This window comes from Gimesia sp. (genome assembly GCF_040219335.1).
Lineage (GTDB): Bacteria > Planctomycetota > Planctomycetia > Planctomycetales > Planctomycetaceae > Gimesia.
Window position 1 is genome coordinate 582217 of record NZ_JAVJSQ010000004.1, and the last position, 19593, is coordinate 601809.

A 19593-nucleotide genomic window follows, 5' to 3' on the forward strand; every position below is an offset into this window, starting at 1 on the left:
ATTCCGGCTTAGATTCATCGTTCTGAGAACAGAAACAACCCTTCGTGAGCGTCGACATAAATTGTCGCCCCCTCCGTAAAATCGCCGGAGAGCAACTTGTTCGCCAGCTCATTCTGGATGTGCTGTTGAATCGTCCGCTTCAAAGGCCGAGCACCATACACAGGATCATACCCTTCTTCCGCCAGCAGATCCTTCGCTTCAGTTGAGACTTCCAGCGTATAGCCGTTGGCCTCCACCAGCCGAGAGAGATGCTTGAGCTGCAGGTCCACGATCTGACGGATCTCCTCTTTCCCCAGCGGATGAAATACGATCACCTCATCGATCCGGTTCAGGAACTCAGGCAGAAACTCACGCTGCAGGGCATCCATCACACGATTATGAATCAGTTCCTCGTCTTCTTTGCCTGACAAATCCATGATTGTCTGGCTGCCGATGTTGGAAGTCATCACCACAATCGTGTTTGAGAAATCAACAGTCCGCCCGTGGCTATCCGTCAGACGACCGTCGTCCAGCAACTGCAGGAGTATGTTAAATACATCCCGGTGTGCCTTTTCAACCTCGTCCAGCAGGACCACCGAATACGGCTGCCGCCTGACCGCCTCGGTCAACCGCCCTCCCTCTTCGTATCCGACATAACCGGGAGGGGCACCAATCAGACGAGCCACAGAATGCTTCTCCATGAATTCACTCATGTCGATACGGATCATGCTGCGTTCATCGTCAAACAGAAAACTGGCCAATGCTTTACAAAGTTCCGTTTTCCCCACGCCGGTCGGTCCCAGGAACATGAATGAACCAATGGGGCGATTCTGATCCTGCAGACCAGATCGGGAACGACGAACCGCGTTAGAAACCGCTTCGACAGCTTCACTCTGGTTAATCATTCGTTTATGAATTTCGTCTTCCATCCGCAACAGCTTATCGCGCTCGCCTTGCAGCATCTTCGATACCGGAATTCCGGTCCACATGCTGATGACCTTGGCAATGTCTTCCGAAGTCACCTCTTCACGGAGAAGTCGCTCACCGGCGTCATCGCCCAGTTCCGCAACACGTGCTTCCATCTCCGTCAGACGCTGCCGGGCCGCATTCAACTCCTGTTCGGCGTTGTAAGCCTGGGCATAGTCTTCATTGGAATTAGTCTGCTGTGCGCGGTGGAAAGCCTGCTCATAGGCAGTATTCAACCGATCAATTTCTTCCTTCAAGGGCTGCAGTCCAGCCAGGGCCTCTTTTTCCGTTTCCCAGCGGGTCTTCAGCGCATTGACACTCTCTTCCCGATCAGCGATATGCTTACGCAGTTCGGCCAGACGCTCCTGACTTTCCGGTGAATCTTCCCCAGCCAGCGCAGCCGCTTCGATCTGCATCCGGGTCAGTTGTCGGGTCGCCTCATCAATTTCAGACGGCATGGAGTCCATCTCCATACGCAACTGACTGGCCGCTTCATCGACCAGGTCGATCGCCTTGTCCGGCAGAAACCGGTCGCTGATGTAACGATCAGACAACGTCGCAGCGTTGATTAAAGCATCGTCCATGATCCGCACACCATGGTGCGTTTCGTAGCGTTCCTTCAACCCCCGCAGAATGGAAATCGTATCTTCGACCGTTGGCTCCTGAACCATTACCGGCTGGAAACGGCGCTCCAGGGCCGGATCCTTTTCGATGTATTTGCGGTATTCATCAAGGGTTGTTGCACCAACGCAATGCAGTTCCCCGCGTGCCAGAGCCGGCTTCAACAGGTTAGACGCATCCGCGCCCCCTTCTGCAGCCCCAGCCCCGACAACGGTGTGTAACTCGTCGATAAACAGAATGATCTCCCCCTTGGCCGACTCAATTTCCTTGAGCACCGCCTTCAGTCGATCTTCAAACTCACCGCGATACTTGGTCCCCGCGATCAATGCCCCCATATCCAGGGCGATAACGCGTTTGTTCTTGAGATTCTGAGGCACATCGCCCATCACGATCCGATGCGCCAGGCCTTCCACGATCGCCGTCTTACCAACGCCCGCTTCCCCGATCAGCACCGGATTATTTTTGCGACGACGGGAGAGAATCTGTACCACACGGCGGATTTCCTGATCGCGACCGATCACCGGATCGATCTTGCCCTGGCGCGCGAGTTCGACCAGATCCTTCCCGTACTGCTCTAGCGACTGGTACTTTTCTTCCGGACTCTGGTCCGTCACCCGCTGACCGCCTCGCACCGCTTTGAGAGCCGACAGAACGTCATCTTCTTCGATCCCGTTGAGCTCCAGCAGTCGTTTCGGCTGGTCATCGACCGTGGTGAATGCCAGCAGCAGATGCTCTGTCGAAACAAAATCATCCTGCATCTGATCAGCACGATCCTGCGCTGCCTGCAAAACCTTCAGCAGCGACTGACCGATGCCAACCTGCATCGCTGCCCCCGAAACTTTAGGCAGACGACTGATCTCATCATCCACCATCTTCTGAAGCTGAGACAGATTCGCCCCAATCTTCTGAATCAGAGGTTTGACTACGCCCTGCTCTTCATCCAGTAACGCCTTCAACAGGTGCAGTGGCTTGATTTCCTGCTGGCCGAAATCCTCTGCGGTCTGCTGGGCTCGTTGCACTGCCTCCTGGGCCTTCACAGTCAATTTTTCAAATCGAAATGCCATAATGCTTCTCCAATTCTATTTATCATCTGCGCAGCAACTCAACAGCATCGATTATCATATCAGAAAATCGGCCGGCAAGCAGTGCCTGCTGAGATACTCAATTTTTTTAAATGTTTTGATCCAGGCCCGGAGAGGTGGGTAATCAGTTGAGCCTGATCGGAGGTCGGTAAGAATGGTCGATCGCGTTGTTGAAAATACTCTTTTATGGGAGACCGGAGCCCAGCCGGACGGCTGAGCCCCTGTTTCCGTTCTTCTTTGTCGAAGACTTCAGACTCGATCAGTCCTTCTTTTCGAATTCTGCATCGATTACATCTTCGTCTTCTGCCGCAGCGGAGCTCTCACCACCTTCAGGGGCAGCCCCTTCGCCACCAGCAGCTTCGCTGGCTTTATACATCTGCTCGGTAAAGGCGTGAGTTGCCTGCTGCAACTCTTCACAGGCGGAATTGATGGCTGCCACATCTTCTTTCTCGACAGCATCATTCACCTTCTTCACAGAAGCTTCGATGGCAGACTTCGAAGAATCATCGATCTTCTCAGCATGCTCTTTGAGCAGCTTCTCGACTTCGTAAACCAGACGAGTTCCATTGTTCTTGGCCTCGGCCAGTTCCTTCTTCTTCTTGTCTTCATCGGCGTGTGCTTCCGCCTGCTTTTTCATATCTTCAATTTCGGTTTCCGACAGCCCGCTGGACTGCTCGATCCGAACTGAGGTCTCTTTTCCGGTCGCCACATCCTTAGCAGATACGTTCAAGATCCCGTTAACATCGATATCGAAGACCACTTTGATCTGCGGTACCCCACGCGGAGCCGGAGGAAGTTCTTCCAGATTAAACTGACCCAGCAACCGGTTATCGCTGGCCATCTGGCGCTCTCCCTGGAACACCCGAACGGTCACAGCAGTCTGGTTATCTGCAGCGGTCGAGAAGACCTGATCTTTAGTAACCGGAATCGTTGTGTTACGTTCGACGAGCTTGGTCATGACGCCCCCTTCGGTTTCGATACCGAGTGACAGCGGTGTCACGTCCAGCAGAACAACGTCTTGCACATCACCGGCAATGATCCCCCCTTGAATCGCGGCTCCAATTGAAACCACTTCATCAGGATTCACACCCTTGTGAGGCTCTTTACCGAAAATCTTCTTAACAAATTCCTGAACCTTGGGAACACGTGTGGAACCACCAACCAGCACCACTTCATCGATGGCACTCGGATCCAGACCGGCATCTTTCAACGCCTGTTCGACTGGATTTCGGCACCGTTCGACCAGTGGATCGATCAGCTTTTCGAATTCCGCACGGGTAATCGCCATCTGCAGGTGTTTTGCACCACTACTGTCGGCTGTGATGAACGGCAGATTGATATCCGTCGTCTGAGAAGAAGACAGTTCTTTCTTCGCCTTTTCAGCCGCTTCACGCAGACGCTGTAATGCCATCGGATCGCTGCGGAGGTCGATTCCCTGATCTTTCTTAAACTGATCAGCAATGTAGTTAATCAGTTCTTCGTCGAAGTCGTCCCCCCCCAGATGACCATCGCCGTTGGTACTCAGGGTTTCGATCACTTCGTCACCGACTTCCAGCACGGAAACGTCAAACGTACCACCGCCGAAGTCGAAGACGACGATCTTTTCATCATTCTTCTTTTCCAGACCATAAGCCAGAGCAGCTGCGGTTGGCTCGTTGATAATACGCGATACTTCCAGACCTGAAATCTGACCAGCGTCTTTGGTTGCCTGACGCTGTGCGTCGTTAAAGTAAGCAGGCACGGTCACGACAGCCTTGTTGACTTTGTGACCCAGGTAGCTTTCAGCAGCTTCCTTCAGTTTCCGCAGAATTGATGCGGAAATTTCGGGAGGCGTGAGAGTCTTGCTGCCCGCTTCAATTTTCACATAGTCTTCCGGACCACCAACGATCGTGTAAGGCACGATCTTTTCTTCGTTCTGAACTTCGTTGTGACGACGTCCCATAAACCGTTTCACAGAGTAAACGGTATTCTTGGGGTTGGTCACAGCCTGACGTTTGGCTGGTTCGCCGACCAGTGTCTCGCCTTTATCGGTGAAAGCAACAACACTGGGAGTAATCCGGTTCCCTTCGAGGTTCGGGATGACTTTGGCTTCCCCGCCCTCCATTACTGAAACCACTGAGTTGGTGGTTCCCAAATCGATTCCGATGATTTTTTCACCTTGAGACGACATTTTGAGTTTCCCCTCTTTCTATATCGAGATTGCAGATCGATGACTGATTCAAAGCCCCTCATAATGGCCGTAAATGAAACATCGATCAGGGCTTGTTTTCCATTTTGATTTAATTCAGCCCAATTACGGGACAGTTGACACTGTATGCAAGGACCGTGCCAACAGATCCCCGACAGAGAGCGTTTAACGTAAGACATTTATATGAATAATCTTACAGACTTTCACACTCACTGAAATTCTAGCAGACAGGCAGCAACACTGCCATATTGACACCACCCCCAAGTCAAGCCCGCCACAGCCAAAATGACATTTTGGCAGTCTCTGATGCCGGACCGCTGAAATAAGGGCTAAACAGTTCACACGCAAGGCCCAACCGCTTGACAGTCCCCAGATACGGCGGTACAAACTAGAACAATTGAAGACTACTCTGTCCTCTGCTCAAGCAAGGGACAAAACGTCCTTCACGTGTGCCTGCCTCGATCTATCTAACTGATTATTTTACAGATCCTTAGATAGTCTTTTCAAGGAAGGCACTCGGGAGAAACCCCGAGTTAAGAAATTCTTAAGGGATTGAAATTCCATAGTGAAACTGGCAGTGAGCATCGACCACACATCCAGGAAGGCTGTGATCTGGCTGCGGTTCATTTTCTGAGAGACAGAAACGAGACTCACATCCTGAAAGATTCCGATGGCCAAGAAAAAAGCGGTGAAAAAGCGAGCTTCCGTGACTAAACCGAAGTCAGCTCCCCAGAAAAAAGTTGTTCGCAAGACCAGCAAAAGCAGCCCCGCATCGATCCAGTCTGAGTTAAAAAAGATTGATCGCGAAATCATCAAGCTGGTAAACAAACGCTGCTCAATGACGGTCAAACAGATCAAGTCCGATCCGGAACCGCGCAAAGCCATGTTCGATCCCAAATCGGATGAAGAGCTTCGCGAGACCATCGAAAAACTCAACGCCCCCGGTCCCATGACCAATGCGTCCATCCGCGGAGTCTTCCGGCAGATCCTCAGTTCGGCCCGTCGACAGATACACCCACAACGCGTCGCCTATCTGGGCCCCGCTTACAGCTATACACATCTGGCAGCCCTGGAACGATTCGGTGAAGAGGCCGACATGGTTCCTGTCAACACCATCGGATCCGTATTTGAAGAGGTCAACCGCGGGAACACCGAATTCGGCGTTGTCCCCATTGAAAACAGCACCGACGGCCGCGTCGTTGACACCTTGGATATGTTCACCCGCCTCCCGTTGCGGATCTGCGGTGAAGTCCTGATTGCAGTGCATCACAATCTGCTGGCCCGCTGCGAACGCAGTGAAATCACGGAAATCTACAGCAAGCCTCAGGCCCTCTCGCAGTGCCGTGAATGGCTCTCCCGAAACATGCCACAGGCTCACCTTCACGAAGTGACCAGCACCTCGACCGCAGCCCAGTTGGCTGCCACCAAACCCGGTGCCGCAGCCGTCGCCAGCCACCAGGCATCGGTTGAATACGATCTGCAGATCATCGTGGAAGGGATCGAGGATAACGCCAACAATGTGACCCGTTTCGCAGTGATTGGCGAAGAGGTCTGCGAACCAACGGGTAAAGATCGCACTGCAATTCTGGTCCAGATTGCCCACAAAGCTGGCTCTCTGGCTGACACCCTGCAGATCTTCAAGAAAAACAAAATCAATCTGACCTGGATCGAATCATTCCCCCTGCGTGGTGAAGAGCCAGGATACCTGTTCTTTATTGACTTTGAAGGGCACGTAGAAGAGCCCCATATCAAGCGTACGCTGAATGATTTGTCTAAGAAGGTCGTACGACTCGAAACCATGGGCTCCTACCCCAGAAGTGGCATTCTGGAGTAAATCACACCCCGGAATGAGTGATTGAGCCTCAGCGGCGCCCGTTTACCAGCATTATTCTGTCAAAAGAGGCTGCATTTCAGGATTTTGCGCGAGATTCCTTGAATCAGTCGCCCGGACTCAATACCTTATCCAGCACACCGAGGAAGCTGGTATTGTTCGAATTCCAGCTTTCATTTGCATTCGACTGATTTCTCGCTCCGATCTACCCGCAAAACCCGTCTGACGGGTTCCGATTCTGAGTCGAGCCTCAACCCACTATTTTTAGATAATATACAGGATCTATCATGCGTCGTTATCTCGTTGCCGGTAACTGGAAAATGAACACCACCAGAGAATCGGGTACTCAGCTGGCTCAGGCACTGGTCGCAGAAGTTCCTGCTGAAAATCCAGGGGTTGAAGTACTGGTCTGCCCCCCCTTCCCTTACCTGACTTCGATCGGCGATGTTGTTAACGGCTCGGGTGTCGGTTTTGGGGCCCAGAACTGCTACCACGAAGCTCCCGGCGCTTTTACGGGTGAAACAGCAACCGAGATGCTGACAGACATCGGCTGTCGCTCCGTGATTCTGGGACACAGCGAACGCCGCCACATTCTCAAAGAAACCGACGCGGACATTAACCTCAAGGTGAAAAAAGCCCTGGCCTCCGGTCTGCAGGTGATTCTGTGCGTTGGTGAACTGCAGAGTGAGCGGGAAGCCGATCAGACAGAAGCAGTCCTCGATACGCAGATGACCGGTGGACTCGACGGAGTCGATGCTTCAGCTTTCGATCAGATCGTAATCGCCTACGAACCGGTCTGGGCGATTGGAACCGGCCTGACCGCCACTCCCGACCAGGCAGAAGCAGCACATCAGTACCTGCGTAACTGGCTGAAGGACAAGTATTCTGCTGAAATCGCAGATGCGACACGCATTCTGTATGGCGGCAGCGTCAAACCGGACAACGCCCAGGAACTGCTCTCGCAGGAAAACGTCGATGGAGCCCTGGTGGGGGGAGCCAGCCTCAAACCAGAGCTGTTCATTCCCATCATTCAGGCTGCCTCAGGACTGGCCACCAGCTGAAAACAGGCCACTTTATTCGAAATCGCTGCAGCTCAAGCTATAGATACGATTTACAGATCGTATTCGATTACTGTATGATTCAGCCAATCTGTCTGAGCGACAGCCGGTCTGTATAAATACGTTCACAGGACATTATTACCCCTAGGATGAAACAATGATTCTTGCTTCTTTTCTGGATGCCATCACGGATCCTGCAACCCTCTTGATGACACTGCTGATGTTCTTCGGAGTCATGCTGATCATCATCATCCTGCTGCAGAAGGGTCGCGGCGGTGGACTGGCGGGAGCCTTTGGTGGCGCAGGCGGACAGAGCGCCCTGGGTACCAAAGCCGGCGATGTCTTCACCAAAATCACCATTGTGATGGCAGTCATCTGGGTAATTCTTTCCGGTGTTTCAGGGATTGTCACCCGCGCCAGCTCCAACAGCAAATACAAAGGTGGCGCTGCTGTGACTCCGGAAGATCCGGAAATGGTCAATAACGACAAGACCGAAAAAGACGCAGAAGCCGCTACCGCTGAGGAAGATGCTAAGTCGGAATTCAATACCAATATTCCGGAAGCACCCGCCAAACCAGATGCGGAACCGAAGCCTGCTGCTGATAAAGCTGCCAAGCCCACAGAGGAAGCAACCAAGTCAGAACCCAAAACGGATTCAGCCAAGCCTGCTGAAACCAAACCGGCTCCCGAGAAGAAACCAGAAACACCTGCTGAAACAGGAAAGCCTGCCACAGAGCCTAAGTCGGAATAGTTCTTCAGAGATCTGAGACTATTTCCTGTAACCTCTTCGATTCCTGTATATCAGAAAAGAGTGTGTTGTGCTGCTGGGCATGACTGGTTTTGGAAGTTCGACCGCCGAAAATGACCGCCTGTCGGTCCAGGCTGAAATACGAACTGTCAATAATCGATACCTGAAAATTTCGACCCGCTACCCCGACTTCTATGCCAAGCTGGGCAGCCAGATTGAAAAACTGTTACGCAGTGCCATTACGCGAGGCACTGTGAATCTGACGCTGCGAATCGATCACCTGAACCGTAAAAGCGTCTATCTGCTCGACGATCAGGTAGTCCAGCAGTACTGGGAGCAGCTCAAAAAGCTGACAGAGGAATGCCATCTTCCCCTGCCGGACAGTCTCGACAGACTGCTCACTCTGCCTGGCGCCGTAATCGATAATGATTCACGTACACACACTCCCGAATCGGACTGGCCCCTGATCGAAGAGGCCATCAAGGGGGCTCTTATCGAACTGACCGAGTTTCGTCAGAAAGAAGGTGAATCTGCCCAGGCAGACCTGCAGTCCAGCAACAAGACGATCGGCGAACAACTGGAAACGGTCAAACAGAAAGCGCCTCAGGTCGTCACCAGCTATCGCGACCGCCTGCATCAGCGATTGACCGATTTACTCAAAGATCAGGAAGTCGAACTGGATCCGGACAGCATGATCCGAGAAGTGAGCCTGTTTGCCGACCGCTGTGATATCAACGAAGAGATCAGCCGACTCACCTGCCACCTGGAGCAGTTTGACACCATTCTGAACAGTGAGACCTCGCAAGGGAAAAAACTCGAGTTTCTGGTTCAGGAAATGTTTCGCGAAATCAATACGATCGGCTCAAAAGCCAATGATGTGGAAATTTCACACGCTGTGATCGAGATGAAACTGGCCGTTGAAAAAATCAGAGAAAACGTCCAGAACGTAGAATAAAACCGGTATACTATTCTTCAGACCTGAAACCTTCAGACCAATCTCCTGAATCCCGGAGCCAGCAGACGTGTCCGCATCCCCTGACAATCTTCATCCAGATACACCGATCGTGGTCCTTTCCGGCCCTACTGCCAGTGGAAAAACCACGATCGTGAACCGGTTGATGCAGGAGTCTCCGGTCAAACTGATCAAGGCGATCTCCGCCACCACCCGCCCCCGCCGCAAAGGGGAAGTGGATGGTGAAGACTACTACTTCGTGACTCAGGAAGAGTTCGAAGAACGTCAGAAAAATGACGAATTCCTCGAATGTGAGCAGGTACATGGGTTGGGATACTGGTACGGAACGTTAAAATCAGAGGTAGCTCGCGCCGAACAGGAAGGGGGCTGGCCTTTTCTGGAAATCGATGTTCAGGGCACACTGAAGCTCAAAGAGCAGTTTCCGCAGACGATCACACTCTTTGTCAGAACCTCCTCCGATGAAGAATACGAAAAACGCATCCGGAGTCGAGGCACCGAGTCGGAAGAAGTCATCGAAAAACGGCTGGAGACCATCCGCAAGGAACTGGAACTGGCCGAACACTATAATCATGTCATTATTAATGACGAACTGGATCGAGCCATTGCTGAAATCGGCACCATCCTGAAACAACGGGAGCAAGAACTTAATGCTGGAAGAATTTAAAGAAGAAGAAATCGTCAACAAAGTCGGCGGTCGTTTCAAACTGTCTTCATTGATTCAAAAACGGATTGTGGCCCTCAATCGGGGTGCACGTCCCCTTGTGGAAATGCAGACCAAAAACCACATGGAAATCGTGGTTAAGGAAATCATGGAAGACAAAATCTACCTCGACCAGTCAGGCGAAGTCGCGATCAACGATGATGGCAGCCCACTCGAAGAAATCGAGTTCGACGACGCCGGCCCGACCCTTGAAGATCTGGTCTAATTCTTAGACCGGAACGATTCCTGACAGGATTCTAATCATGCAGGGGCGGGAAATTCTTATTGGTGTCTCGGGAGGGATCGCCGCTTACAAAACGGCAGATCTCACCAGTAAACTGGTCCAGAAAGGGGCCGCAGTCAGTGTTGTCATGACACAGGCGGCCCAGAAGTTTATCGGTCCCACCACGTTTGAAGCCCTTACAGGACGCCCTGTTTACCAGGGGAGTTTTACACCCCAGGAGCATTTCCAGGGCGAGCACATTGGTCTGGCGCGGCGAGCCGAACTGTTTGTGATCGCCCCGGCGACTGCCAACGTGATTGCACAAATTGCGCATGGCTTCGCCGATGATCTGCTCTCCACCCTGACCCTCACCTGCACTGCCCCCATTCTGCTGGCCCCCGCGATGAATGCCGATATGTGGGCCAAGCCTTCCGTGCAACGGAATTTAGCCCAGATTCGAGAAGATGGAATCCAGATTGTTGAACCGGGTGAAGGCTGGTTGAGCTGTGGTATCGTCGGCAAAGGACGCATGGCTGAGCCCGCGGATATCTTAAAACAGATTGAGGAATTACTCGGCTGAGTTTTGTCAGCCAGGCCTGGCTGCAGCTCCCTGAACACGAACCATCTCCATGCGAATTCTCATCACAGCAGGTCCTACTCGCGAATATCTGGACGATGTCCGCTATCTTTCGAATGCCAGCAGCGGACAGATGGGATACGAACTCGCCCGGGCTGCTCTGGAGGCAGGTCATGAAGTTGCCCTGGTTTCGGGACCAGTCACCATCCCCGCACCGGAAGGCTGTGAGTTGTATCAGGTCGAGACAACCGATGAGATGTACTCCCAATGCGAACAACTCTTCAAAGACTGTGATGGCGTGATCGGCACTGCCGCGGTCTGCGACTATCGTATCAAAACCCGCAAACCCGGAAAAATCGCCAAAACCGGAGAAGCGATCACGCTGGAACTGGTGGAAACCATTGATGTTCTCGCTGAACTGGGAACCCAAAAAGGAGATCGCTGGGTGATGGGCTTTGCCTTGGAATCACAGGACGCCCGATTCAATGCGGTCCGCAAACTTTACAGCAAGAAATGTGACGCAATCGTCCTGAACAGTGTGACCGCAATTGGCTCTGCTGACAACTATGTGGAAGTCATTGATCAAAGCCAGGAGACCGTCGCCACTTATTCCGGCCCCAAAGCGAGCGTGGCTCGCGAACTCATTGCCTGGATTCAGGCACACATCGCGCGAGGCTGATGCTCGCCTCCCTCTCCCCTTCTCAAACTCATAACCGGTAAAACTGTCACAACCGGTTCAGGGTGACTCCACCACATCCGCTGACTGCACTAACCCGAACAGGCTGCAGCACGGATGATGAAAAGAATCGACTCTTTGTTGACTTTTTCCGACACGCCCCTGGTTCGTGTGCTAGGTTTGAGTAGTTAAGGAAATCAACTAATAGCAGAATCCAATATTTGTGTTTGGTACGTCTCAGTGACCCCCTCATTGAGACATTAGTCGTGAAAATGTTCCCGTCTGTTGATGTTCTTGGGTTTAATCGCAGACGGGAATCATTTTTTCTTCTCCTGAATTCTCCCCACTACAAAAAGAAACGACTGATAATTCTGGCGCTCACTTTGCGCGCCGTTGATTCCCTTTTGGAATACCCTACTGAAGTTTTCAACATAGAATTGCGGGTTGATCAGAATGATCGACGTTCAACGGTTCAAAACAGATCTGATAGCGCTGGGGTTACTGGCGGCAACAGTCTTTCTCGGACTGAGCCTGTTCAGTTACGATCCCGCTGATCCCCCTGCGCAACTGGTCTACCCTGTCCGTGAAGTTGCACAAAATCTATGTGGTGCCACGGGAGCACATATCGCCCATCTGCTCCGCTCTGGCTTCGGTCTAGGTGCCTGGGGAATCTTTCTGGCTCTGGTCGTCGTAGATATGCGAATGTTTTCCCGCCAGGAGGCATCAGGAGTTATGGTCGAACTGTTCGGTCTGGCTCTGATTCTCGTTTCGCTCTGTATCGGCAGCCAGATCCTGATTGGAACAAATAACGCCACGCCTCTCATCGGTAGTGGTGGTTATATCGGCGCGCTCGGATATTCGCTGCTGAATGCCAAATTCTCTCTCGCGGGTTCTTTAATTCTGCTCGCATCCATGTTCGCAGCCGGCCTGTTACTGACCGCCGACACACTTCCCGTACGTATCCTGTTTGCCTGCCTGGCATTCCCCTTCAAAGCTTTCAGCCGCGAATCATCTGAAGTTGATGAGAACACCGAAGCAGTTGAAGAAGAAGAGGAAGAATACGAAGAGGAAGAGGAAATCGTCGCAGAAGACGAAGAAGAGTATGAGGAAGAAGAGGAACCAGCACCAGCTCCTAAAGCTAAGAAACTGAAGAAGCGGAAGCCGATCAAAGTCAATCCGCCTGCCGGCCTGCGACTGGCCCGTCAGACTCAACCGATCGAGCAAAAAAAAAACAGCTCGTATGAACTTCCCGGGTTAGATCTGCTGGAAGAAGCAGAGAACTTTCCTTTCGAACTGCTGGCAAAAAAAGCGGAAGAAGCAGCGGAGATTCTGGAAAACACCTTCGCTGACTTCGGACTCGACATTCAAGTCTCTGAAATCGATACCGGACCGGTACTCACTCTGTTCGAACTGGATCTGAAACCTGGTTTGCGTGTTGCCAAAGTCACCGCACTGGCCAACGATCTGGCTGTCGCTCTGCGTGTACCTTCCGTGCGTGTTGTGCCTTCAATTCCTGGTAAAAACACCGTTGGTGTGGAAGTCCCGAACGATAAACAGGTCATGGTTCGTCTGCGTGAACTCATTGAATCCTGTGCGGATGATGCAGACAAAAACCGGATCCCGCTTTACATGGGTAAAGATGTCAGCGGTCGTCCACTTACCGCAGACCTTGCCAAGTTACCTCACCTGCTGATTGCAGGACGAACCGGTACTGGTAAGAGTGTCTGCCTTAACACATTGATTCTCTCACTGCTGATGACACGGACTCCCAACGAAGTCAAAATGCTGATGATCGACCCCAAAATGGTGGAACTCAGCGGTTATAAACGGATTCCTCACCTGATGCATCCGGTCATCACTGATATGAAAAAAGCAGAAGCCGTTCTGGCCTGGGCCGTCGACAAAATGGAAGAGCGTTATGATCTGCTCGCCCGTTGCGGCTCCCGGAACATCGAAAGCTTCAACAAGCTCGGTAAGGCAAGAGTACTGGAACTGGCTGACATCGATCCCGATTCAGAAGAAGCCCAGCAGATGCCCGAAAAAATGCCGTCGATCGTGATTGTCGCAGATGAAATTGCAGACATGATGATGACTTCTGGCAAAGATGTGGAAGCACACATTATCCGTCTGGCTCAGAAATCGCGTGCGGTCGGCATTCACCTGGTCCTCGCCACACAGAAACCAACGGTCGACGTCATTACCGGTCTGATCAAATCCAACCTGCCTGCCCGCGTTTCATTCCAGGTAGCAAGCCGTGGCGACAGCCGCGTGGTTCTGGATGAAAATGGTGCCGATGCCCTGCTCGGAAACGGGGACATGCTCTATCTGGCTCCGGGAACCAGTAAACTGACCCGTGCTCAGGGAGCCTACGTCAGCGATGAAGAAATTGAACGTGTGATTGACTTCTTCAGCGATATGGAACCCGAATACAGCCCCGAACTGGCTCAGATCACCTCTGCCAACTCCAAGAAGAACGGTGGCGGCGATTCGGACCGCAAGGAAGACAGCCTCTACAACGAAGCAGTCGAAGTCGTCATCCGCGAAGGTCGTGGTTCGGTTTCTCTCCTGCAGCGGGCTCTCGGAGTCGGCTATGGTCGAGGGGCCCGCCTGATCGATTACATGGCAGAAGACGGAATCGTAGGTGAGTATAACGGCTCCCAGGCACGTGAAGTCCTGTATACAATCGATGAGTGGGAAGCCATGAAATCCAGTGATTTCGACGATGGTTACGGCGAAGAAGAATACGAAGAGGAATTCGTCTAAGCCCTGCCCTCTCCTGCTGCCGATCTGAAAACAGGACCGAAACCAGGATTTCGTTTGACTCCTGCTCTCCCGCTGCTTATGATCTTCGCAGAGAAACTGTAAATTCAGAACTGTTTACCCAATTGGAAGGTCCCTTTGTCCATGTTGTCTGTCTCCAAAAGCGTCTGCATTAGCAGCATTATTATTATTTGTGAGATTACAGACTCCCTATGACTTGAGGATCATTACCAATTTAACAGATTTTCATAACCTCAGGTCACAACCTGAGGTTTTTTTATTGGATTCACGAGGACGCATCAAGGACTGTCATACAATCGCCAGAAGAGAGTAACAGGACAGTAGTTCCAACTTTTTTCCGGTACGGTGACCGCTCCTCGCAACCAAGAGCCTCCCCGAGTGAGTCCAGCGACGTTATTTCATTTCAACAGAAAGAAAGCCCCTACGATGGCCCGAATTCAGATGTACGATACCACTTTGCGGGATGGCAGCCAAGGAGAAGGCGTGAACTTCTCATTGGAGGATAAGCTGCAGATTACCGCAAAGCTCGACGAAATGGGCTTCGACTACATCGAAGGTGGCTACCCCCTCTCCAACCCCAAGGATACCGAATATTTCCAGCGGGTTGCGGAAATGGACCTCAAGCATGCCAAGGTGACGGCATTCGGGATGACCCGCCGCAAGGACATTGAAGCCAAAGACGATGTCGGCATGCAGGCCCTGCGCGACTCCCAGGCCCCCGTGGTTACCATCGTGGGTAAAACCTGGGACCTGCACGTTACCGAAGTGCTCCGGGTCTCTCTCGAAGAGAACCTGGCGATGATCTCCGACTCTGTGGGATTCATCAAATCCTGCGGACGGGAAGTCATGTATGACGCAGAGCATTTCTTCGATGGTTTTCGTGCCAATCCCGAATACGCCTTGAAAACAATCAAGGCAGCTGCAGATGCCGGCGCAGATGTGATCATCCCCTGTGACACAAATGGTGGCAGTCTGCCTGAAGTCATTACCAAATATGTCGACCTGGTCCGCTCAGAAATCGATGTGCCGCTGGGCATCCACTGTCACAACGACTGCGATCTGGCTGTTGCCAATTCACTGGCCGCCATCGAACACGGCGTTGTGCAGGTTCAGGGAACAATCAACGGCCTGGGCGAACGTTGTGGCAATGCGGATCTGATCAGCGTGATCGCCAATCTGGTAACCAAGAAAGAGGGTTACTCGGTTCTGCTGGACAATAACCTGCACAATCTGACCGAGCTGTCCCGCTATGTCTACGAGCTGGCCAATATGAACTTTCGCTCGAGCCAGCCTTTTGTCGGCAGCAGTGCTTTTGCCCACAAAGGTGGCATGCACGTGCACGCCGTAAATCGGCTCGCCCGCAGCTATGAGCATATCGAGCCAGAGGTTGTCGGGAATGAGCGGAAGGTCCTCGTCAGTGAGCTTTCAGGGCGTTCCAATATCGTGGCCAAGACCACCAAGTTCCAACTCGACAATGATCCGGAACTGCTCACCCGGATCCTGGAAAAAGTCCAGGACCTGGAAAACGAAGGATATCAGTTTGAAGCAGCGGAAGCCTCGTTTGACCTGCTGGTCAAGAAGGTCGCCGGTACTTTTAAACCACACTTTGAAAAGGTCCACTACCGCGTAAACGTCGAATCAGACAATTCCCACGAGCCGCTGACCGAAGCGACCATCAAGCTGACTGTCAACGATCAGCAGGAGCATGTGGTCGGCGAAGGTGATGGCCCCGTGAACGCACTGGATACCGCGCTGCGAAAGGCCCTCTGCCCCTTCTACCCTGCCCTGGAGAAAATGCACCTGGTCGACTACAAGGTCCGCGTCATCAACTCTGCTGAAGGAACTGCCGCCAGTGTGCGTGTGGTCATCGAGAGTCGAGACGATCAGCATGTCTGGAGCAGTATCGGCGTCAGTGAGAACGTGATCGAGGCGAGCTGGCTGGCGCTGGCAGACAGTTTCGAATACAAGCTCTACAAAGACGAAGGAACTTTTTTGGATTAGAACGCGGAATCCTCGACCGTCACCAATGCCAGTCAAGCCGTTTTTTGCTATACCAGACGGTGGAAACTGGCTTGGTGGACGTTGTGACCTGCTGTCTTCCATGCCGTCCCTCTTTTTCGCATCTATCCTTAATTATAAGCCCAACCGGATCCCATGACCGAATCGCTTGAGAAACATTACAATCCCGAGAGTGCACAACAGAAATGGTACCCTTTCTGGGAGGAAAAAGGCTATTTCCATGCCGAGCCCAACCCGGAAAAAGAGCAGCATACCATTATGATTCCCCTGCCGAACGTGACCGGGGCTCTGCACATGGGACACGCGCTCAACGGTACGCTACAGGACCTGATCACCCGCTGGCGGCGGATGCAGGGCTACGAGGCACTCTGGATGCCCGGAACCGACCATGCCGGCATCGCCACCCAGGCTGTCGTCGAACGCCGGATGAAAGAAGAGGAAAATCTGACCCGCCATGACATCGGCCGAGATGCGCTCATCGAACGGATCTGGAAGTGGAAAGACCAGTATGAAAAACGGATCCTGAATCAGCTGCGGAAACTGGGCGCCAGCTGCGACTGGGAACGCACCCGCTTCACACTCGATGAAATGTGCTCCAAAGCAGTCAGACGCACTTTCCTGAAGCTCTTTTCGGATGGGCTCATTTATCGCGGTAAGCGACTGGTGAACTGGGATCCCTTCCTGCAGACAGCAGTTGCGGATGACGAAGTCTTTTCCGAAGACATCGACGGAAAATTCTGGACCTTTCAATACCCGGTTGTGGACAGCGACGAACGGATTTCATTCTCCACGACACGCCCTGAAACGATGCTGGGCGACACAGCTGTCTGCGTGCATCCCTCCGATGAACGATATACGCACCTGGTTGGAAAGAAAGTCCGCATCCCGCTGAATGGTCGTGAAATCCCCATCATCGCGGATGCACTCCTGGCAGATAAAGACCTCGGTACCGGTGCCGTAAAAGTCACACCAGCTCACGACCCGAACGACTATGCCTGTGGTCTGCGAAACGATCTGGAACAGATCAACATCCTCAATCCTGACGGCACAATGAACGAAGCCGCCGGTGAATATGAGGGTCTGGATCGCTATGAGGTCCGTAAAAAAGTTGTTGAAGACATGGATCAACAGGGCTTCTTCATTGAAGTTGAAGACCGTAAGATTCCAGTCAAGCACAGCGATCGTTCCAAGACACCGATCGAACCATACCTCTCCGATCAATGGTTCGTCAAAATGGATACGCTGGCCCAGTCCGCCATTGATGCTGTGGACGATGGTCGCGTTCGCTTCTTCCCCAGTCGCTATTCCAAAACGTATCTCGACTGGTTGAAGGAAAAGCGGGACTGGTGTATCAGCCGTCAGCTCTGGTGGGGACATCGCATCCCGATCTGGTACTGTGAAACCTGCACGGAAGAAGAGCTGAACCAGGCTTTCGGTGACCGTTATGATGTCAGCTTCCGCCGGGATGACGAAGATACCTGCTGGTTGATCTGTTCCGAAACCGATCTGAATGGTGACGAGTTAGGTGCTGCCCATCAGTTGACACAGGACGATGACGTCTTGGACACCTGGTTCAGCAGTGCCCTCTGGCCACATGCGACCCTGGGCTGGCCCGAAAAAAATCCTGACCTCGATTACTTCTATCCGGGTAGCGTACTGGTTACCAGCCGCGATATCATCACGCTCTGGGTAGCACGCATGGTCCTCACCGGCCTGTATAACATGGGCGATATCCCATTCAAGCACGTCTGCATCCATCCAAAAATTCTCGATGGTTTCGGACAGACCATGTCCAAATCCAAAGGTAACGGCGTGGATCCGATGGATCTCATCGACAAATACGGCGTCGATGCGGTCCGGTTTACGATCTCCTCGTTCGCCGGGGAAACACAGGACGTCCGTCTGCCCGTCGGTTATGAGGATCCGGAGACCGGCGAAGTGGTACCGCAAACCCTGGAACACCAGACTGCCATCCCCGCCGGTGGCGAGAAGCCGCGGATCAAATTCCCCAAGAGTGGTAAGTCGTATCAGTATACGAGCCCCTGGTTTGACCCCGATCCGGGCGAAAAAGTGGCCCGTATCGTTAGCGAACGCTTTGAATACGGACGCAACTTCTGTAACAAGCTCTGGAATGCCTGCCGGTTCGCGATGCTGAACCTGGAAAGCTACACTCCCGGACAGGTCGATGAAAGTGAACTGACGATGGAAGATCGCTGGATTCTGAGCCGACTGTCAACCGTGGCTGAGGAAATGACAACCGTTCTGGGACGCTACCAGTTCGATGTCGCGACGCGTGCCATTCGGGATTTCACCTGGAACGAATTCTGTGACTGGTACCTGGAAATGATCAAACCGCGATTGCGGGATGAAACTCTGAAACCGGTCGCTCAACGCGTGCTGGTGGGTGTACTGGACAATCTGCTGCGACTCCTGCAGCCATTTGTGCCCTTCGTTACAGAAGAGCTCTGGCAGCGTTTGAATGAAATTGCTCCCGAGCGGGGACTGTTCACACCAGAACCGGCTGTCGAGAGCGTAACAATCGCTGCCTGGCCCGAACCACCACAGAGCTGGCAGGATTCTCAGCTGGAAAAACGGTTTGAGCGTCTGCAGGAAATGATCGTAGCGGTCCGCAACATTCGGGCGGTTTACAAAATTTCTCCGGCGACTCCACTGAAACTCTTCCTGCGTTGTGAAGCCGGGATTGCGGATGACATGCAGAACGTAGCCAGCCAGTTCGACAACCTGGCGAAAACACTGCTGGAGTCAGCGGGAGCCGATGTGCAGCGACCGGGTGGTTCAGCGACATTCTCCCTCAATGATGTGGATGGTTTCATTGCCTTGAAAGGCATTATCGATCTGGATGCGGAACTCGCCCGACTGCAGACAGAAGCGGAAAAACTGCAGAAGCACATTGAAGGCAGCGAAAAGAAACTGGCCAACAAGAACTTTGTCGATCGCGCCCCTGCCGATGTTGTGGAAGGGGTTAAAGAAACGCTGACCGGGCTGCAGAAACAGTTACAGAGTGTTCAGGACTCCATTAATCAACTGAGCGAGCAGTAAGCCCGTAATTCAGGAACAGATACGGAGTGATTCTGTTTAACTGTTCATTCCTGTTGTATAATGTTTAAACTGAAAACAGGTATTCGGCTCCTTAATTTCATTCTTATTCTG

13 protein-coding genes are annotated in these 19593 nt (G+C 52.5%); 11 read left to right on the forward strand and 2 right to left on the reverse strand.

Features of this window, described 5'->3' with window-relative positions; all coding sequences use genetic code 11:
* Positions 1–14: 14 nt before the first annotated feature.
* Complete coding sequence (gene clpB / locus RID21_RS03465) at positions 15–2630, reverse strand: ATP-dependent chaperone ClpB (RefSeq protein ID WP_350187186.1); 2616 nt, start codon at positions 2628–2630, stop codon at positions 15–17.
* Between the two features lie 277 nt (positions 2631–2907).
* Positions 2908–4818 (reverse strand): molecular chaperone DnaK, encoded by a 1911-nt coding sequence (gene dnaK, locus RID21_RS03470; protein ID WP_350187187.1) that lies wholly within the window; start codon positions 4816–4818, stop codon positions 2908–2910.
* A 688-nt stretch (positions 4819–5506) separates the two neighbouring features.
* Here dnaK and pheA point away from each other — a divergent pair.
* The 11 genes from pheA (at position 5507) to RID21_RS03525 (ending at position 19482) form a co-directional block, all read left to right on the forward strand.
* A complete protein-coding gene (pheA, locus tag RID21_RS03475; RefSeq protein WP_145039316.1) occupies positions 5507–6670 on the forward strand; it encodes a prephenate dehydratase in 1164 nt (387 codons plus the stop codon).
* Positions 6671–6954: 284 nt separating this feature from the next.
* The gene (gene tpiA, locus RID21_RS03480) at positions 6955–7728 is read left to right on the forward strand and encodes a triose-phosphate isomerase (protein WP_350187188.1); all 774 of its coding nucleotides are present in this window, start codon (positions 6955–6957) and stop codon (positions 7726–7728) included.
* 154 nt (positions 7729–7882) lie between these two features.
* A complete protein-coding gene (gene secG, locus RID21_RS03485) occupies positions 7883–8476 on the forward strand; it encodes a preprotein translocase subunit SecG (protein ID WP_350187189.1) in 594 nt (197 codons plus the stop codon).
* Between the two features lie 67 nt (positions 8477–8543).
* Positions 8544–9428, forward strand: a complete 885-nt coding sequence (locus tag RID21_RS03490; protein ID WP_350187190.1) for a YicC/YloC family endoribonuclease — start codon at positions 8544–8546, stop codon at positions 9426–9428.
* A gap of 67 nt (positions 9429–9495) precedes the next feature.
* Entirely contained in the window at positions 9496–10110 is a 615-nt protein-coding gene (gmk, locus tag RID21_RS03495) for a guanylate kinase (RefSeq protein ID WP_350187191.1), read from the forward strand.
* Positions 10094–10372, forward strand: a complete 279-nt coding sequence (locus RID21_RS03500) for a DNA-directed RNA polymerase subunit omega (RefSeq protein ID WP_350187192.1) — start codon at positions 10094–10096, stop codon at positions 10370–10372. The genes gmk and RID21_RS03500 overlap by 17 nt, the downstream gene beginning before the upstream one ends.
* Positions 10373–10409: 37 nt before the next feature.
* Positions 10410–10949, forward strand: coding sequence for a bifunctional phosphopantothenoylcysteine decarboxylase/phosphopantothenate--cysteine ligase CoaBC (gene coaBC, locus RID21_RS03505; RefSeq protein ID WP_350187193.1), 540 nt, complete (start codon positions 10410–10412; stop codon positions 10947–10949).
* Between the two features lie 49 nt (positions 10950–10998).
* Positions 10999–11625 carry a phosphopantothenoylcysteine decarboxylase domain-containing protein gene (locus RID21_RS03510; protein ID WP_350187194.1) on the forward strand — a complete coding sequence of 209 codons (627 nt, stop codon included), beginning with the start codon at positions 10999–11001 and terminating at the stop codon, positions 11623–11625.
* Between the two features lie 450 nt (positions 11626–12075).
* On the forward strand, positions 12076–14385 hold the full coding sequence (locus RID21_RS03515) for a DNA translocase FtsK (RefSeq protein ID WP_350187195.1): 2310 nt from the start codon (positions 12076–12078) through the stop codon (positions 14383–14385).
* A gap of 444 nt (positions 14386–14829) precedes the next feature.
* A complete protein-coding gene (cimA, locus tag RID21_RS03520) occupies positions 14830–16404 on the forward strand; it encodes a citramalate synthase (RefSeq protein ID WP_145440658.1) in 1575 nt (524 codons plus the stop codon).
* A 153-nt stretch (positions 16405–16557) separates the two neighbouring features.
* Positions 16558–19482, forward strand: a complete 2925-nt coding sequence (locus tag RID21_RS03525) for a valine--tRNA ligase (protein WP_350187196.1) — start codon at positions 16558–16560, stop codon at positions 19480–19482.
* Positions 19483–19593 lie beyond the last annotated feature (111 nt).

Bases quoted from the DNA above. Each gene is read 5' to 3' on its own strand.
- cimA (WP_145440658.1), top strand. From the start codon at position 14,830: ATGGCCCGAATTCAGATGTACGATACCACTTTGCGGGATGGCAGCCAA.
- dnaK (WP_350187187.1), bottom strand. From the start codon at position 4,818: ATGTCGTCTCAAGGTGAAAAAATCATCGGAATCGATTTGGGAACCACC.
- RID21_RS03510 (WP_350187194.1), top strand. From the start codon at position 10,999: ATGCGAATTCTCATCACAGCAGGTCCTACTCGCGAATATCTGGACGAT.
- tpiA (WP_350187188.1), top strand. From the start codon at position 6,955: ATGCGTCGTTATCTCGTTGCCGGTAACTGGAAAATGAACACCACCAGA.
- RID21_RS03500 (WP_350187192.1), top strand. From the start codon at position 10,094: ATGCTGGAAGAATTTAAAGAAGAAGAAATCGTCAACAAAGTCGGCGGT.
- secG (WP_350187189.1), top strand. From the start codon at position 7,883: ATGATTCTTGCTTCTTTTCTGGATGCCATCACGGATCCTGCAACCCTC.
- coaBC (WP_350187193.1), top strand. From the start codon at position 10,410: ATGCAGGGGCGGGAAATTCTTATTGGTGTCTCGGGAGGGATCGCCGCT.
- clpB (WP_350187186.1), bottom strand. From the start codon at position 2,630: ATGGCATTTCGATTTGAAAAATTGACTGTGAAGGCCCAGGAGGCAGTG.
- RID21_RS03525 (WP_350187196.1), top strand. From the start codon at position 16,558: ATGACCGAATCGCTTGAGAAACATTACAATCCCGAGAGTGCACAACAG.
- RID21_RS03515 (WP_350187195.1), top strand. From the start codon at position 12,076: ATGATCGACGTTCAACGGTTCAAAACAGATCTGATAGCGCTGGGGTTA.
- pheA (WP_145039316.1), top strand. From the start codon at position 5,507: ATGGCCAAGAAAAAAGCGGTGAAAAAGCGAGCTTCCGTGACTAAACCG.